General features: G+C 42.4%; 17 protein-coding genes and 1 riboswitch. Of the genes, 12 read left to right on the forward strand and 5 right to left on the reverse strand.

Annotation, left to right across the window (positions count from 1 at the left end; genetic code table 11):
• Position 1: 1 nt before the first annotated feature.
• Complete coding sequence (locus DP114_RS21655; protein WP_171978258.1) at positions 2–805, reverse strand: creatininase family protein; 804 nt, start codon at positions 803–805, stop codon at positions 2–4.
• A 253-nt stretch (positions 806–1,058) separates the two neighbouring features.
• On the opposite strand from DP114_RS21655, the gene DP114_RS21660 reads away from it, so the two are divergent.
• The gene (locus DP114_RS21660; protein WP_169265971.1) at positions 1,059–1,766 is read left to right on the forward strand and encodes an ROK family protein; all 708 of its coding nucleotides are present in this window, start codon (positions 1,059–1,061) and stop codon (positions 1,764–1,766) included.
• A gap of 92 nt (positions 1,767–1,858) precedes the next feature.
• On the opposite strand, the gene DP114_RS21665 is transcribed toward DP114_RS21660, so the two are convergent.
• A complete protein-coding gene (locus DP114_RS21665; protein WP_169265970.1) occupies positions 1,859–2,011 on the reverse strand; it encodes a hypothetical protein in 153 nt (50 codons plus the stop codon).
• Positions 2,012–2,282: 271 nt separating this feature from the next.
• Here DP114_RS21665 and DP114_RS21670 point away from each other — a divergent pair, with 271 nt between their 5' ends.
• The 4 genes from DP114_RS21670 (at position 2,283) to DP114_RS21685 (ending at position 6,437) form a co-directional block, all read left to right on the forward strand.
• Positions 2,283–3,053: a M48 family metallopeptidase gene (locus DP114_RS21670; RefSeq protein WP_370469274.1), complete on the forward strand. Its 771-nt coding sequence runs from the start codon at positions 2,283–2,285 to the stop codon at positions 3,051–3,053.
• Positions 3,054–3,536: 483 nt separating this feature from the next.
• Positions 3,537–3,768, forward strand: a riboswitch (cyclic di-AMP (ydaO/yuaA leader).
• A gap of 161 nt (positions 3,769–3,929) precedes the next feature.
• The gene (locus tag DP114_RS21675) at positions 3,930–5,207 is read left to right on the forward strand and encodes a glycosyltransferase (protein WP_171977103.1); all 1,278 of its coding nucleotides are present in this window, start codon (positions 3,930–3,932) and stop codon (positions 5,205–5,207) included.
• 209 nt (positions 5,208–5,416) lie between these two features.
• Positions 5,417–5,638: a hypothetical protein gene (locus tag DP114_RS21680; protein ID WP_171977104.1), complete on the forward strand. Its 222-nt coding sequence runs from the start codon at positions 5,417–5,419 to the stop codon at positions 5,636–5,638.
• A gap of 241 nt (positions 5,639–5,879) precedes the next feature.
• On the forward strand, positions 5,880–6,437 hold the full coding sequence (locus DP114_RS21685) for a hypothetical protein (RefSeq protein WP_171977105.1): 558 nt from the start codon (positions 5,880–5,882) through the stop codon (positions 6,435–6,437).
• A 217-nt stretch (positions 6,438–6,654) separates the two neighbouring features.
• On the opposite strand, the gene DP114_RS21690 is transcribed toward DP114_RS21685, so the two are convergent.
• Positions 6,655–8,157 (reverse strand): glycosyl hydrolase family 57, encoded by a 1,503-nt coding sequence (locus DP114_RS21690; RefSeq protein WP_171977106.1) that lies wholly within the window; start codon positions 8,155–8,157, stop codon positions 6,655–6,657.
• Positions 8,158–8,429: 272 nt separating this feature from the next.
• Positions 8,430–9,134: a carbonic anhydrase gene (locus tag DP114_RS21695; RefSeq protein WP_171977107.1), complete on the reverse strand. Its 705-nt coding sequence runs from the start codon at positions 9,132–9,134 to the stop codon at positions 8,430–8,432.
• Between the two features lie 631 nt (positions 9,135–9,765).
• Between DP114_RS21695 and DP114_RS21700 the strand changes: the two genes are divergently transcribed.
• From DP114_RS21700 to DP114_RS21710, 3 genes are all read left to right on the forward strand, one after another.
• On the forward strand, positions 9,766–10,281 hold the full coding sequence (locus tag DP114_RS21700; RefSeq protein ID WP_169265964.1) for a hypothetical protein: 516 nt from the start codon (positions 9,766–9,768) through the stop codon (positions 10,279–10,281).
• A gap of 640 nt (positions 10,282–10,921) precedes the next feature.
• Positions 10,922–11,380 (forward strand): hypothetical protein, encoded by a 459-nt coding sequence (locus DP114_RS21705; RefSeq protein ID WP_169265963.1) that lies wholly within the window; start codon positions 10,922–10,924, stop codon positions 11,378–11,380.
• A gap of 71 nt (positions 11,381–11,451) precedes the next feature.
• Complete coding sequence (locus tag DP114_RS21710) at positions 11,452–11,733, forward strand: peptidase (protein WP_169265962.1); 282 nt, start codon at positions 11,452–11,454, stop codon at positions 11,731–11,733.
• A 100-nt stretch (positions 11,734–11,833) separates the two neighbouring features.
• On the opposite strand, the gene DP114_RS21715 is transcribed toward DP114_RS21710, so the two are convergent.
• On the reverse strand, positions 11,834–13,363 hold the full coding sequence (locus DP114_RS21715; protein WP_370469275.1) for an amidohydrolase: 1,530 nt from the start codon (positions 13,361–13,363) through the stop codon (positions 11,834–11,836).
• 88 nt (positions 13,364–13,451) lie between these two features.
• Here DP114_RS21715 and DP114_RS21720 point away from each other — a divergent pair, with 88 nt between their 5' ends.
• The 4 genes from DP114_RS21720 to brnA all read left to right on the forward strand — a co-directional run bounded on the left by DP114_RS21720 (position 13,452) and on the right by brnA (position 15,859).
• Positions 13,452–14,234 carry a cysteine hydrolase family protein gene (locus tag DP114_RS21720; RefSeq protein WP_169265960.1) on the forward strand — a complete coding sequence of 261 codons (783 nt, stop codon included), beginning with the start codon at positions 13,452–13,454 and terminating at the stop codon, positions 14,232–14,234.
• A gap of 104 nt (positions 14,235–14,338) precedes the next feature.
• Positions 14,339–14,800 carry a cupin domain-containing protein gene (locus DP114_RS21725; protein ID WP_169265959.1) on the forward strand — a complete coding sequence of 154 codons (462 nt, stop codon included), beginning with the start codon at positions 14,339–14,341 and terminating at the stop codon, positions 14,798–14,800.
• Positions 14,801–15,384: 584 nt separating this feature from the next.
• Positions 15,385–15,654, forward strand: coding sequence for a BrnT family toxin (locus DP114_RS21730; RefSeq protein WP_169268973.1), 270 nt, complete (start codon positions 15,385–15,387; stop codon positions 15,652–15,654).
• The gene (brnA, locus tag DP114_RS21735; RefSeq protein WP_169268972.1) at positions 15,635–15,859 is read left to right on the forward strand and encodes a type II toxin-antitoxin system BrnA family antitoxin; all 225 of its coding nucleotides are present in this window, start codon (positions 15,635–15,637) and stop codon (positions 15,857–15,859) included. The genes DP114_RS21730 and brnA overlap by 20 nt, the downstream gene beginning before the upstream one ends.
• The last annotated feature ends 6 nt before the right edge of the window (positions 15,860–15,865 follow it).

Consider the following 15,865-nt stretch of genomic DNA (forward strand, 5'->3'; position numbering starts at 1 on the left):
TTCATTCAGGTTGTGGCTTTTGAAAAGCATACACATCTTTTATAACTCGCACCCAACCATCAGAAACAGATTCGAGAATGCGATCGCCTTTCTCCTTTGTTGCAACTGTCGGATCTCCCACCACTCCACTTTTGCTTAAATCCCGCGTCGCCCATGCAAAGGGTAACTTACCCTCAATACTCAATAAACTTCCTTCTGGCTGTTCTGGCGGATACTCTGCAACGGCAGCGTCCATTTTCACTTGTTCTGGTAAAATAGCCAGCATCAGGCTAGTTTCTGCATCCCCTGCATGAATACCTACTTGTTTTTCCTTTAGCGTCACTAATTCTGAAGTGATATGCGGGACTCGCCAGGTAAACAGCGGAAATACTAAAAACTCATCATACTTAATATGCAAATCCCGCGCGACAATTTCCATAACTTGGGGTTGTCCCCCGTGGGAGTTCATCAACACCAATTTCCGAAACCCAGCACGGTAAACACTTTCTCCAACTTCCATCAGAGTTGCTATGAGAGTTTCAGCGCTGAGAGTCATTGTACCGGGAAAGTGCCAGTGTTCATTCGATTTGCCGTAATATAAGATTGGCAGAGCATATGCTGGGATGCTTGTATCTAGCTTTTCCAACGCTTTTCCCAGAACCGCCATACCAATGGCAGCATCGACAATTAACGGCAGATGAAGACCATGTTGTTCAATTGACCCTACTGGTTGGATAATGACTACATCTTCCTTGTTTGGCATTGCTTGAATGTCAGTCCAACTGAGGTAGGGAAAAAAGCGTTTTGGGGGAATAAAGCTGTGGATATATTCAACAAGGTTTGGAGCACTCCTTGCTGATTTTACAAAAGTTATGAGGAACAAAGCTAGATTTTTCAAATGTTGAAGTCAGAAGCAGAAAAAAGTATGATAAATTCCCACTTTTGTAAGCTATTTCAAATACAAAATCTAGCTAAGTATAGATTGTATAATCGGCAGAAAAACCTAACCTCAATTGGTTATTGCTTAGATATTGTAGACAATATCAACCAGTTAGTAAACATTCACGAAAGAAAACCCAATGGTTGAAAATAATGGAGCTATCCGCACCCTATCGGTTGACATTGGTGGTAGTGGTGTAAAAGTTATAGTTTTGGATATTACGGGAAAAGGCTTAACAGAAAGGGCGCGAACAGAAACACCCCAACCTGCGAAATCAGAACCTATAATTGATGCAATTGTAGAGCTAGCAGCGACTCAAGGTGAGTTTCATCGCGTTTCGGTGGGTTTTCCTGGTGTTGTGCGCAATGGAGTGACGCAAACAGCCGTGAACTTAGATCCAGATTGGATCGGGTTTGATTTAGCTACAGCATTGTCAAAGCGTTTGGACAAACCTGTACGGGTGATAAATGATGCCGATATGCAAGGTTTGGGGTCAATTTCCGGAAAAGGTGTGGAATTGGTGATTACGTTGGGTACAGGCTTTGGTTCGGCCTTATTTGTAGATGGTAAACTCGTGCCGAATTTAGAAATGGGACATCATGAGTTTCGTAAAGGAGAAACTTACGAGCAACAGCTAGGACGTGCTACCTTGGAAAAGGTAGGTGAAAAGAAATGGAACAGGCGCTTAGAAAGAGCGATCGCATCTCTGGAACATCTGTTCAATTACGATTATCTGTATATCGGTGGTGGTGAAGCGAAAAAAGTAGATATCAAATTACCATCAAATGTGAAGATCATCCCCAATATCACTGGTTTATTGGGTGGTATCGCTTTGTGGAAAGATTGAAGAGAAAAAGAAGACAAAAGGACTAAAGCTTTTGCTTTAGTCCCGATTGTCGAAATTTCGCAAATAACACAGCAGTAGACAACTCATCCCTACTATCGTCGGAACTGACGGATACTCAAAGTTATCAACACTGTGGCAAAAACCAGTAAATCAACGTTGGTGTTCAGGATGTCGGCTGCTTGATCTAACTGCCCTACGGGTAGATAAACTTCTAGTCGTTGGACGTCCAAGCTGGCTTTCATCATAAATACATCTTTGGAGAGAAGACAAAAAAAAATTTATTAATTATATCAATAGTCTGTTAGTTAACAAATAAAATTCCTCCCTAGTGGTGTCTTCCTGGCTCGAATTGTTAGTCTATATTTTAGTTAAAGAAGAATAACAGCTAAATCTAGCAAAAAGGACTAAAAAGTTTTAGCAAATAATTGACAGTTTGAATACACCTGATATTAAAGTTGTTGCATTTAACTAAAACAATAAATAAGCTTTTGGACTGTAAATTTCTGACTTTTGATTATGATTATGATGCTTTCTCGCTTTTCTAAATTGCGTAAAAGCCTTGCCCTCTTTCTTGCTGGTTTGGGGATTACTTTAGGAGTGGGACTATCTCCTTTCACACCAGCTAATGCTATTTCCTGGGGTCAGTTACTTTTTAATGGCGCTCAGCTTCTGCAGCTTTCCAACCTGTCAACAGAGCAAAAAGTCGGGTTAGGTCGCGAAATTGATCAACAGGTACGTAGTAATTACAGACTCAGTACCAACGCTAATGTTAGTCGAATAGGTCAACGGTTAGCTAAAGCTAGTGATTGTTCTCAAACTCCTTTTAAATTTTCTGTCGTTCAAGACCGAAGCATTAATGCTTTTGCAACCACAGGTGGTTATGTTTACGTCCACACTGGATTGATTAATGCGGCGGATAATGAAGACCAGTTAGCAGCGGTTATCGGTCACGAAATAGGTCACATTTGCAACGACGACTTAGTCGCTAAGCTAAAACAAGCGCAACTCGCTCAAGGCGCAGCCTCACTGGCTGGATTAGATCGCAGCACCGTCGCTGCTGCAGCTTATAAGCTTGCTGTAGATCTACCCAACAGCCGTCAAGCTGAATATAATGCTGATGATAAAGGACTGCGATATCTTGAACGAGCAGGTTATAACCCTAATGCTATGCCTGCATTTTTGAGCAAATTGGTGAACCAGCGTTCTGCACCAAGCTTTTTGAGTAGTCACCCAGGAGCGCAAGAACGTATTTCTGTATTAAAAAGAAAAATTGCTGCTCGTCAGTGAAGGTAGTTAGGAACCCGGTTTCATCGAGAAATTGGGTTTCCAACCTATAAAGTTATCTTGTCGAAGTCGTGTGCGAATAACTCAAGTCGCGGGTTATCAAATTCTGGGTGCTTTGTAACTGTCTTTTCATAAGATGGTGTTCAGAGATCTTTGCCCACAAATGATACATGAAGTTTCTATTGATAAAAAAATATATCGTATTATTAACTTATGTTTCATGCCTGCTTTTTTTCTACAGTGAATATATAATCGGAGATAACGTTTATACTAAGAACGCAATATTACGCTGAAACCCAATATCAACTTAATGTTTTCACTTGGCGATACCGCCAGATAATGCTGTTAAGTGTTTGCATACACTTGCAATGGAACATCATGAGAGCACATGATTGCTTGTAGTTAGCAGAAGTTAATTTCACAAAGAGGTTGACTTAAGTCACGTTTACAGCTACAATTCTTAACAAATTTACATGAGTCTGCCTAATCCACGGATTGCCCAAAACATTTTGTTACATCGGGGTAAGCCTGGAGCGGAGGAACCAAGTTTGGGGCTAATCTCATAGGAGAGCGAAGAATGAAAAATGAAGAATGAATTAAGACAAAAATTACTCCAGTTTTTTCTCCTGTCTTTTTTTTTCTTTCTTCTGTTCTGTGAGAGGGACATCTCTCAGTCCTAGCCCGTCAGCTAACTTCGTCGGCATTGAGAGGAGACTGAACGAGCCGCATTCTTATGAGTAATGCATTGTTCTCGTCAGTGTCCTTGGCTGGTATCTGTGCGCTTCGTTGTACCTGCCCTTGACTATGAGGAAAAGACCATATTACCTTTTCTTCCAGTCTGTTGAGGCAGGAAAAATTGTTATATGGTGAAGTTTAACTATGTTACCGACCAGAAAACATCGCATTGCTCTGATTTCTGTTGATGGAGATCCTGCTGCAGAAATTGGACAGGAAGAGGCTGGAGGACAAAATGTCTATGTGCGTCAAGTAGGTTATGCCCTTGCGGAACAAGGTTGGCAGGTGGATATGTTCACCCGCCAAAGTAGTCCTGAGCAGGCTACGATTGTGCAGCATGGGCCATTATGTCGCACGATCCGATTGAAGACTGGATCTACTGAGTTTATAGGGCGAGATCACTTATTCGAGCATCTACCAGAATTTATTGCAGAGTTTCAGACATTCCAGCGGGAGCAAGGATTTCAGTACCGTTTGATTCATACTAACTACTGGTTGTCCTCGTGGGTGGGTATGGAACTCAAAAAACAACAGCCGTTGATTCAGTTGCATACTTACCACTCTTTAGGAACAGTCAAGTACAGTGCGATTTCTGATATTCCAGCAATTGCTAGTAAGCGAATAGCCGTTGAAAAAGCCTGTCTAGAAACCGTGGATCGAGTTGTTGCAACTAGTCCTCAAGAACAGCAACATATGCGAAGACTCGTTTCCACCAAAGGGAAAATCGAAGTCATTCCTTGCGGAACTGATGTCGATAAGTTTGGGTTGATTCAAAGGTCTGCAGCACGGCAAGAGTTAGGAATTGCACCTGATGTTAAGATGATCCTCTATGTCGGTCGCTTTGACCAACGTAAGGGGATCGAGACATTAGTACGAGCCGTTGCAAAGTCTAGTTTGCGGGATCATGCTAACCTGCAACTTGTTATTGGAGGTGGTTATCGTCCAGGTCATAGTGATGGGATCGAGCGCGATCGCATCGCAAGCATTGTCGCTGAACTCGGATTGCAAGACTGTACAACCTTTCCAGGTCGCCTAGATGAGGCTGTTATCCCCTCCTACTATGCAGCCGCAGATGTTTGTGTTGTACCTAGTCATTACGAACCTTTTGGTTTAGTTGCAATAGAAGCAATGGCTAGTCAGACTCCTGTCGTGGCTAGTGATGTTGGGGGGCTGCAATTTACAGTCGTACCTGAAGTGACTGGGTTACTCGTTCCCCCTAAAGATGAAGTCGCTTTTGCTACTGCTATTGACCGGATTTTGCTCAACCCAAATTGGCGAGATCAATTAGGTGAAGCTGGTAGACAACGAGTAGAGATTGCCTTTAGTTGGTATAGTGTCGCATCCCGCCTGACTCAAATCTACACACATCTACTAGCTCAAACCATGCCCTCAATAGAGAGCAAACCTCAAATTGCAGCTTAATTTCTACCGATTTGATAGTGTTGCGGAGTTTTTCGTAAGGTGGCGACTGGTGTTACCAAGTGCAAGCTCGAAAATAATCCGGACTTAGCGCTAAAAACGCAGCACTAATAAAGAGAGCGATTTTGCATCATGCTGCACCAAATCGCACCTAACGTGCAGAAACAGTAAAAAACAAGTCACTAAACCTTTCACGTCAGGGAGTTATTAATATGCTGAACATTGGAGATTACGCACAGCATCAAATTACAGGGCAGATAGGTCAAGTTATTGGTTATGGACATCAAATACTGCATGGAGTCTATTTAACCACCTTAAAAGTACAAGCAAACAACCTTCAAGGAGTTGAGAATCAGAAAAAATTTATTGAGGATGTCTACTCTGCTTGGATAATAGCAGATCCAACACAAGGCGACATGGCACTGCAAGCTTAATAAGTTTGGAGACATCAGAATTATGAATAAAGCTAGGGGAAAGCCTAATCAGATTTTCCCTAGCTTTGTTTGTAGACTTTTTGTGAAATGGTATGGGAGCATTGCAATGCTGTGCTCCCACACCATGTGGTTTGTGCAAATGAAAAGCCCTGTGATCTCAAGTCCATCTAATTTTTGATTCGACTGGTATGATTATTTTTACTTTTACAGTTTTGATGTTGGCAAATATAGAGGAATTAACGTGAAATTAAGGTTTACCCTTAGGATAATAGGCTGTACGCTGCTAACGGTTTTAACGCCTACCATACTAACTGCTCAGACTCTTCCGTATGGAACAGCCCGCCAACCTCAGACTTGCTCATCGAGGGTAGAACCAAAAAAAGGAGCGCTTAGTATCGAGCAGGCAAAGATGTATTTTCTGTGCGACCAAGAATCGCAGTTTGGGACTCCTGGTCAAGGTGGTAGCAATTTTGTGCGCCTTATCAGCGATCTCACTCTTCAGGTTGCCTCCAACTCTCGCCCAGCCAATCTAACCGACCTGGAATATAACACTAACCAAAGAGGGGAGCATTTAAGCATAAGTATGGACAAACCCGTATACGATATTCGAGGAAGCTTCACTCGTCATACTTGTTATGAGATTAGGGGTAGAAGTTATTTGCCTGGAAAGAATTGCACTGTGGAGCAATACCCAAACAGCACGGGCATCTGTTTCCAAAATACCTTTGGCGACTGGCACTGTCGTATGAAAGGTTCATCAAAAAAAATTGGCCGCGACTTACCACCACCTGAGAAGTAGTGAACTGTACTACTGCCACTTTCAATGTTTATCAATTCCTTAACGTAACTTTCTGCACCACTGCTTATTTCACCCCGAAAATAAGGAGAAAAGGGGCGGTTCCACAAATAAATTTAAGGGCTTGCGATCAGATTGCAGCTTGTGCAGGGGACAACAATTTTCGAGTTTTTCTTTTCCCCCTTGCCCCCAGCAAAAACTGCACCCCTGCTTGGTTCGGTCAATCCACTCCCAAAAGCGCTTCACCTCGTTGATAGAGTTCGCGAGCATAGTCAGTCCAAACTCCTTGTCCCCAATATCGGAAACAACTTGTTTGCAATAATAAGTTGTACAGTAATGCTCTTTGATAATCGGAACTCTCTGTGACTGAAGGATCTTGCTGAACTAATGAATCATATTTTTCATGAAATAAAGCACTGAGTTTATTCATTGGATCTAAAACATTTTCGTAACCTTGAACCCAACTTAAATTGTTCGTCCAAGAAGCACCATCCATGTGAAATTGATGGTCTGTTTCCTTTAATTCTGTTATTGCTTTTTCCACAGCTTCTGGTGTAGAATGTCCTGGATCTACTCGCTGCCAAATTTTGTGTTGCTGTACGCCTTGACAGGTTGGATATTCATCTGGATTCACACCAGCAGCTTCAATTAATTCCAAATATTCAGTACCGTTGAGTGCGACAATTCCTGAATGATTGTTTCCGGAATCGCGAATTTCATGATAGATTCTAAACAAATCGCGGGGATATTCGTTCATCATAACGCCGCCATTTTCCCCATCAGCAATTTGAGTGACAAGCGAGGGAACTTTAACATTACCAATTTGCTGTTGACTTCTTCCTTTCGCCTCAAAATAAGGCTGCATCTGAGCCACTAACTTTGTGTCGGAACCTTGAGTTTTGATTAATGCTGTAATGCTGATGGTTTCACCTTTAGAATTGCGGGCAAGCAATCGATTTGGAATATATTTATCCTCATGACGTAAGCCTGAACCATCCAGACGTTCTACTGAATGTTCTTGCACCATCAGCCAACGATATCCGCATTCTTTGAGAGCTTTGATATATTCAAACAAAGTATCTGGATGGTTTGGTAAGTGCATTTCTGGGGGAGAAAAGCCCTTCACGCGCTGTAGGGCTTCATAGCCGAAAATGGCTGCAAAGTAATGTTGCCAAGCTTGAATTTGGAGTTTAATGTCAGGAATTGGTGTGGAAGGAATAACCGCATGACTCCACATTGTTCCCAACCATTCGACGTAAGGCTGATATTGAGAGTCACAAGTTAAACGTTTGAGATTATTGATAATATCCTGTCGTCCCATTTGTTGTAACCCCCACAACAAATTACCCGAGTAATCGAGCATAATTCGAGGATTGCAACCTTCGGATATAAGTTGAGGAATAAAATCGCCCATGCGGCTATAACACCAGGCAAATGGTTCTGCGTTATGGTTATCTCCTTGATGGGGATGTTCAAACATATACTGGAGATGGCTGATAATTTCCCCGTGAGCACCCGCAGGAATGCTGGGTTGATGCATATGGAGAGCACAAGCAAAGCCAGCCGTGATATTTTCTAAGCGGAGATTGGTGGTGTTGAGAAATACAGGGTTATCTTGCTGAACCACAGAATTAATTTCTGCCTCACAGCCGCAAATATTGGGTAATCCTGTCCGGAATTCTTCCAAAATTGGTAGATTAGCAGATGATTTTGTTGCAGTCATAGTCGTTCCAAATAGCTTATTGAAAGACGAAACCAGCCAGCAAAAGAGGTAAGAGTAGAAGGACAGACACTATTAACAACAGAGTTCCCGGATCAATCTTAATCTGTGGTTCGCGCATTGTACACCCTTTTAGAATAACAGGTATTGCAAATCATGAGTTACAGGATTTATGCAAAAATAACGTAGTTGTGTCATTGCGACGTAACAAAGCAATCTCACAGTCTTGTTTTTTCGTAACTCATGCGTAAGTTCTAACTACAGGTCACCATACCTTAACATGCCTCTTGAGACAAACAGTCCAAATCCCCATCCAGAAATTTAAAATCAGGCAGAGAAGGTATGGACTCAAGAACGATGGTTGGTGGGCGTAATTCCCATTGTTTCGTTGAGACTTGCAAGTCTTTGATTAATCCTGTTCGGATATCCAGTACCCAACCATGAACCACTGGTGCTTTTTGATCATAAAGTGCTTTACGCATAATAGAAGTTTGGTATAGATTTTTAACCTGTACCAGAACATTGATTTCTGCTAGACGATTTAGACGTTCTTCTTTTGTGAGCAAAGCATCGATGTCGTCTTGGTTTTGTAAGTAGATTTCTCGGATCGGATTCACCCAATTATCAATGATTCCAATGGTTTTGCCTTCTAGCGCCGCCTTAATTCCACCGCAACCGTAGTGACCGCAAACTATAATGTGTTGAACTTGAAGATGAGAAATTGCGTATTCCAAAACGGCTAAAAAGTTAATATCCGTTAGAGATACTTGATTGGCAATGTTGCGATGGACAAATAACTCTCCAGGTTCTGTGCGCGTAAAGTTGGTTAGCGGTAAACGACTATCAGAACACCCAATGTAAAGATAGGGGGGTTTTTGTCCGGTGGCTAATTGTTCAAAGTAGTTGGGGTTCAAAGCCAGTTTTTCTGCAACCCAAGTTTGATTATTGTTCAGGAGTTCATCAATGCTGTGATATTTCATTAATCTTTAGCAAAGTCTAGGGTTCCAGGTATTTGCGCTTAGTACAGCATTTCATAAATTCATAACGCAATTCTATGAGATCATTTGGCTAGCCTTTTTGAAAGAAGCGATAAGAGCGTTGTTTATAAACCCCTACTAACGCCATATGAAACTCAAGGAAAGAAGCTGTCAGTTGTTGTGAACTTGTGCAATACAGTACTTACTTCTAGTTTGAATTGGGCAATCCAGTTGACGCTATACCCAGCCACTAAATTTAGCATTTTGATAATAAATTTAATGAGAATAAATAATTCTTTATCCTCGTGATCATCATGTTATTGACTGATACCATACTAGCTTTGATACAGGTTGATACTGGCTAGAATTTCTTAATTTTGTTCCTGATGAACTACTTTTATTCAAGAAAAATATATGAATTAATATTATATACGATAACTGGAGATTAAAGATATTTTTTTCATCTATAGATCACATTGTTGTTTGTTAATCAGTATATTATATGCTAGGTTGCAAATCATGGTTTTGAATGAAAACCTCATGTTAGCAAGAGAGAAACCTTTCATAAAGAGCAATTAGAATTAAACTCATTCAACAGGAATCATTGAGACTGAGAATTATCAGGAGAGAAATTGTGGCTCAAGATTATTCAGCAAAATGGTGGGCGGCGTTTATCTGTATTACAGTTATCGAAGGAGTTTTGCTTATTTTGTTAATTTCTAGACAACCGACTCCACTTCTTTTTGTAGCAATCATTGCTATTGCATTGCTACTGTTTTTTATTCCTCAGCTTGATGATGTTATTGCATTGACTTTTGATAGAGGAAAGCTAGATAACAAAATAAATTCAATTGGAAAAAAACTCTCTGCCACAAAGGCAAGAACTGACAAGCTAGTTTTGTTATCTATGTCCAAATCTATGTTTGAAAATCTCAAGAAACTGGCTGGGGGTAACTTTGGTTCTTATGAAATGAATGATAATCTAGAAAAAGAGATTTTTCACCTGAAAGATATAGGATATATAGATGTTGGTAGAATTCGTGACATTCCTTATAAAGATAATAACCTTTCCGAGTACGTAAAAGTCACTGATTTAGGTAAGCAGTATATCGAGCTTCGTAAAAGTACAGAAGAGGACAACAAAGGTTAGTTTTAACTTGATTAAATTTAGCCAGGGAACTCTACACTTGATTCTATTTGATGCTAATCTTTCACCCTTAAAGTGATAACTTTATATGTGGTTTGAGTCAGATAAAAGCTGACATGTTGCTCTAGACTCGCCCAACTTACATCTTGCACCAGAAAAGACAGATGTCAAACTTATTACATCTTCTTTGACTCGTTCCCGTCCGCCTAGGACTTGAAGTCCCAGGAAAGTCCATTAAAATGGAACGGCACGTGCTACAACGGGGGGAACCCCCGCAACGCAGTGCCTCCTAAAAAGAGATACAATTTGTAAGTCAATTTAGATACTGTTTAGTACAAGTCTTGGTGGTTTACTCGTAATAGTGCTAGATTTCAGCCAAACAACATCGGGAATGACGTTATCGGCTTTTTGAAAACACCAAACCAAGGTAAAGCGTCTCGGTTTTTCCTGGATATCCGTCAATTGTAGTGAACTATATATAAAGCGCACGCACGATCCGCTGCAGGCGGCAGCGCTAGCCCCTAAGGGGCGCACTGTCATTGGACGCGATGCTCCAGCTCTTAGCCGCCCAAAGAGCGCGCCGCAGCGATCGCCACACAATACAAAATCTGTTACCTTATAACACGTAGTTCTGAAAGCACGTATGTTAAAGAGTAAAATTACTTACGTTTTATTTACCCTGAGCTTAATCATTGTTCTTAGCTGGACTACTCTTTCAAGGCTACCAAACCTTCTCACTTGCCATGAATCAAATGTTATTCGAGGAACAGGTGAAAGATTCTACACACATCCCCAGAAAATCATAGTTGAGCCTTGGCGGGGTGAGCATCACGTTTACGCAATTTTTATGATTCCTGGTGGAAATCTCAATGATAAGCTGTTCACAGTCACTATAAATGGTACTGGCACTTTCTGCGGAGAACTTATTTTTGCTGGCACCACTGTTGCAGACGGCGTTTATGCTAAGCCAGGATATTACCTGATGAAGGCATTATTCCATACTCGGGCTGCTGTATGGTTGATTTCTCAAGGTAAGAAAGATGAGTTAAAGCAGCCTCGTAATTGGAAAGTTGGTTATGGAAAAATACAAAAACCGGGATGAAGCTTGGCATAATTTTGATTATTGATCCCTATTAATGATTAGTTGTACAAAGGATCATTTTACAAAAAATTATGCTACGTAGTTTCCGACGATACCATCGCCAGATTGCCATTATTTTGTGCCTACCATTATTTCTGACTGTGCTCACTGGTATGGCGTACACTATTCTCAATGAATGGTTCCACCAGCCTGAGTTAGCTGTATTTCTCATCAAAATTCATACCCTAGAAGTCTTGAATCTACAAGGAATTTATCCCTTTTTGAATGGTTTAGGATTAATCGGTTTATTGATTACTGGTGTAAGTATGACAGGTTTGTTTCGTCAACGCACTAATAAAAATACGCTGGGATAATTTCACATTAAGGGCGAATAGGGAACGCTTAACAGGAATTAAAATTTCCCTATTCCCTCCAAAGAGCGAAAACCTGTGGAGCACAACGCCGCACCTATGACTACAATAAATCCATGACTGTACGATAATAAGCTTCAAGTTGAGCAACAGTCTGCGACTTGCGTTTTGTATCCCACTGACTGTGATCATAAAGTTGTTGACGCAAATCATCCACGTTAATAGTAGTCACTTTGCCATTGGCGACTACCTGCTTACCATTTACCCAGACACTTTCTACCGCATTAGTGGGACGACCAAGAATTAATAAGCCAATCGGGTCTGTACGCGGTAGTAGTGATAAACTGGTAAGGTCATACATCACCAAATCGGCTTTTTTGCCGACGGTTAGGGAACCGAGTTTGTCAGCCATGTTCAGTCCTTTTGCACCACCCAGAGATGCCATCTCCACTGATTGACGAGGTGTAATCCAGTGTTGGTAATCGAAATCTGTGATGTTGTGCAGTATGGAACCGATTTTGATGGCTTCTAGTAAATCTTGAGAATCGTTGCTAGATGCACCATCACAACCAAAACTGACGTTGACTCCAGCTTGACGATATTTCAGAATGGGGGCGATACCGCTGCCTAGACGCAAGTTACTTAAGGGATTGTGGACAACTGTAGATTTAGTTTCGGCTAGGATGGCAATATCGGTGTCAGTTAAGTGAATGCAATGGGCGAGGGATGTGCGATCGCCTAAATACCCAATCCGCCCCAGATGTTCAACCGCACTACAGCCATATTTTTCTTGTGCGAGTTTCTCTTGCGCTTTAGTTTCCAGTAAATGGGAGTGACGGCAAAGATTGTACTTATCGCTTAACTCAATACATCCTTGGAACAAAGCATCAGAACATAATTGTATTCCTGTGGGGGCAACTAAAATACTCATACCCTCATCTGGGCGATGAAACTGTCTGACAGCTTCTTCTATGAGTTCGAGTGTCGCCTGAGTTGAGCGAAAATAAGCCTCATGATTTTGTTTGGTTTCTCCTGATGGTATTCCAGCAGTCATGGATTCATCTTGAATTAGAGGGGAAACAAAAGCACGAATGCCAATTTCCTTGTAAGCGCGAACAGCTGTTGCAATTGTTTCCAACTCTTTGCCTGGAATGAGGATGAGATGATCCACCACACTCGTTCCACCAGAAAACAGGGTTTCTACTGCCGTTCCCAAAGCACTAAGGTAAACTTTTTCTAAATCAAGAGGCGCAAAGTCGTAAAGTTGTGCTAACCATAATTCTAGAGGAAGTGGTGGAATGATACCTCGTTGCCACATTTCTGAGGAGTGGCTGTGGGCGTTAAAAAATCCTGGCAACAGGAGTTTATTTTCACCATTAATCGCCGTACCGATAACCTCTAGACTGGGTGCAATAGCGGCGATGGCTTCGCCTGCCCTATGCCCCAAGATGCCTTCAGCATCTTGCCCTGAGCTGAGTCCTGCGGACACGCTACGCGAACGCTCAGGGAGAGGGTTTTCTGGAGGAAAACCCTCTGGGCATATACGGGCAATCGCCCCATCTACGACTTGCACATCCACAGTTGCATAATCATCAACAGTGGCAATTAAAACATTTTGAATTGTAAAGTTCACGGCTTAAACCTTGATTAAGTATAAGTAATAGAACGTTTTGGAAATTTTCAAGTTACAAAATAAAGGATGGTGTTGGGTGTAGCAATCTATGAAGATACCTGTTCGGAATTTAGGAATTGCACCAAACGCATGGGCAGTAAACCATACGTTTGCAGATATCACTCGTTCTCCCCAGATCCCACAACCCGTTATTTTATCAACAGAAACCAAAACCCTCCGCCTTGACTTGGCAAAAACTGCCATTCTCGTCATTGATATGCAAAACGACTTCTGTCACCCTGATGGCTGGTTGGCGCATATCGGTGTGGATGTCACCCCAGCGCAGAAACCTGTTCAACCTTTACAAATCTTATTACCTGAACTGAGAAACAAAAATGTACCCGTGTTCTGGGTGAATTGGGGAAATCGTCCCGACTTACTTAATATTAGTGCCAATCTGCTTCACGTCTATAACTCCACTGGTGAGGGCGTGGGATTAGGTGATCCCTTACCGAGTAACGGCGCTAAAGTACTCATGGCGGGTAGTTGGGCGGCGGCGGTGGTAGATGAACTCCAACAATTACCCCAGGATATTCGTGTAGATAAATATCGTATGAGTGGTTTTTGGGATACCCCTTTGGATAGTATCCTGCGGAACTTGGGCAGAACAACACTACTTTTTGCAGGAGTGAATGCTGATCAATGTGTGATGGCTACCTTACAAGATGCCAACTTCTTAGGATACGACTGCCTACTAGTTAAAGATTGTACTGCGACAACTTCGCCTGAGTATTGTTGGTTAGCGACAATATACAACGTCAACCAGTGCTTTGGTTTTGTGAGTGATTCGCAAGCAATCTTAAACGCACTTCAACAAAGCCCTGGATGTTGAATAGTGATTTCCTTTGCCTCTGTATGACCATATAACCATAGAGAGATGGTTACCACTTCCAAACTCAGGACTCTTTACACCGATAACTATAAAGGAGATAAATTATGTACGCGACTAGTTGTATGATTCCGGTGATCAAATCTCCCAAAGATTACCAAGCATATCGCATTAGTCCCAATGACTCAAACCGCTTGGCGATTATATTCGACACCGCAAGCGCTAATACTTCTTTGACTTGTTGCGTAGAAATTTTTGATGTTGGTGGGAAAACACCACCCAATCGTCATCAATTGGCGGTGGAACTGTTTTTTGTCCTCAAAGGAGAAGGAATCGCCAGTTGTGATGGCAAAGTAGTCCGAATTAAAGCAGGAGATAGTTTGTTAGTTCCTGCCACTAGCACTCATGTGATTGAAAATATCGGTTATGGTCGTTTATATACGCTGACTATTATGGTTCCGAATGAAGATTTTGCGGAATTGATTCGTAGTGGTACGCCAGTGGAGTTGGATGAGGAAGATATGGCAGTGTTGGGGAGAGTGGATAGCTTAATGCCATGTAAAGTGTGATTTATAGGAGTTACGCAGAAGAGATCCCCCAGCCCCCTTTTTAAGGGGGCTTCTGTCATTGCGAGCGTAACAGAGTGAAGCGTAAGCGCAAAGCGCACGCTAAGAGCGAACGCGTTCGCATAGCGTGTCCGTTTGGCTTTGCCGTGCCCGTTCGCGCAGCGTGTCCCTTTGGGACTCAGGGCTCAGGACTCAGCGTGTCCGTTCGGCTTTGCCGTGCCCGTTCGCGCAGCGTGTCCCTTTGGGACTCAGGGCTCAGGACTCAGCAATCTCCCCTAAAGCGCTACTACAACAGAACGCAACTTGGTATAAATAGAGGCAGCGCCTAGATCTCTGGTTCCCAGGCTAAGCCTGGGAACTAGCAGTAGGAGGTTCTACCTCCTGAGTCATAGCTAAATGACAATAGTGCAAGAACAGAGAGCTTTTTATTGGAGCGATCGCCTACGGCAGATCTACGCTTAACGCCATCCCATAATTGCACTACCTAGAGCGCAATCGTAGTATTATGCGCACAGTTGCCAAAACACACCAAAAAAAGTATATTAAATATACCTTTTAGGGTAGAACGCTGGATTCCTTTTACTTGCATGGAATTTGAGTTCGACGAGCACAAAAGCGCCTCGAACAAGGTGAAACACGGCATCGACTTCATTTCGGCGCAAGAACTGTGGCTCGATGCTGATCGAGTAGAGGTTGCTGCTCGCACCGAAGGAGAGCCGAGGTTCCTTGTGATTGGCTGGTTCAATGGAAAGCATTGGGCTGCTGTGATCACGTACAGGGGGGAACGGGTGCGGATTATTTCAGTACGGCGAGCACGAAATCAGGAGGTAGAGCTATATGAAAGCCCAAGAGTTTGACGAAAAGTTCGACAACGGCGAGGACGTAACTTCATACCTTGATCTTTCCACCGTTCGCCGCCCAGGTTATGAGCAGCGGCGGATCAACGTCGATTTCCCGATATGGATGATTGAAGCACTTGATCGTGAGGCGGCGCGGCTCGGTGTCACTCGACAGTCCATCATTAAGGTATGGATTGCTCAACGGCTTGAGTGCCATTCGTAATTTCTG

The sequence above is a fragment of the Brasilonema sennae CENA114 genome (assembly GCF_006968745.1).
GTDB lineage: Bacteria > Cyanobacteriota > Cyanobacteriia > Cyanobacteriales > Nostocaceae > Brasilonema > Brasilonema sennae.

What these genes read in the sequence shown, in the direction of transcription:
- brnA (WP_169268972.1), top strand. Translation starts at nt 15,635, where the DNA reads ATGAAAGCCCAAGAGTTTGACGAAAAGTTCGACAACGGCGAGGACGTA.
- DP114_RS21695 (WP_171977107.1), bottom strand. Translation starts at nt 9,134, where the DNA reads ATGAAATATCACAGCATTGATGAACTCCTGAACAATAATCAAACTTGG.
- DP114_RS21720 (WP_169265960.1), top strand. Translation starts at nt 13,452, where the DNA reads ATGAAGATACCTGTTCGGAATTTAGGAATTGCACCAAACGCATGGGCA.
- DP114_RS21665 (WP_169265970.1), bottom strand. Translation starts at nt 2,011, where the DNA reads ATGATGAAAGCCAGCTTGGACGTCCAACGACTAGAAGTTTATCTACCC.
- DP114_RS21660 (WP_169265971.1), top strand. Translation starts at nt 1,059, where the DNA reads ATGGTTGAAAATAATGGAGCTATCCGCACCCTATCGGTTGACATTGGT.
- DP114_RS21730 (WP_169268973.1), top strand. Translation starts at nt 15,385, where the DNA reads ATGGAATTTGAGTTCGACGAGCACAAAAGCGCCTCGAACAAGGTGAAA.
- DP114_RS21680 (WP_171977104.1), top strand. Translation starts at nt 5,417, where the DNA reads ATGCTGAACATTGGAGATTACGCACAGCATCAAATTACAGGGCAGATA.
- DP114_RS21670 (WP_370469274.1), top strand. Translation starts at nt 2,283, where the DNA reads ATGATTATGATGCTTTCTCGCTTTTCTAAATTGCGTAAAAGCCTTGCC.
- DP114_RS21690 (WP_171977106.1), bottom strand. Translation starts at nt 8,157, where the DNA reads ATGACTGCAACAAAATCATCTGCTAATCTACCAATTTTGGAAGAATTC.
- DP114_RS21705 (WP_169265963.1), top strand. Translation starts at nt 10,922, where the DNA reads ATGTTAAAGAGTAAAATTACTTACGTTTTATTTACCCTGAGCTTAATC.
- DP114_RS21675 (WP_171977103.1), top strand. Translation starts at nt 3,930, where the DNA reads ATGTTACCGACCAGAAAACATCGCATTGCTCTGATTTCTGTTGATGGA.
- DP114_RS21710 (WP_169265962.1), top strand. Translation starts at nt 11,452, where the DNA reads ATGCTACGTAGTTTCCGACGATACCATCGCCAGATTGCCATTATTTTG.
- DP114_RS21725 (WP_169265959.1), top strand. Translation starts at nt 14,339, where the DNA reads ATGTACGCGACTAGTTGTATGATTCCGGTGATCAAATCTCCCAAAGAT.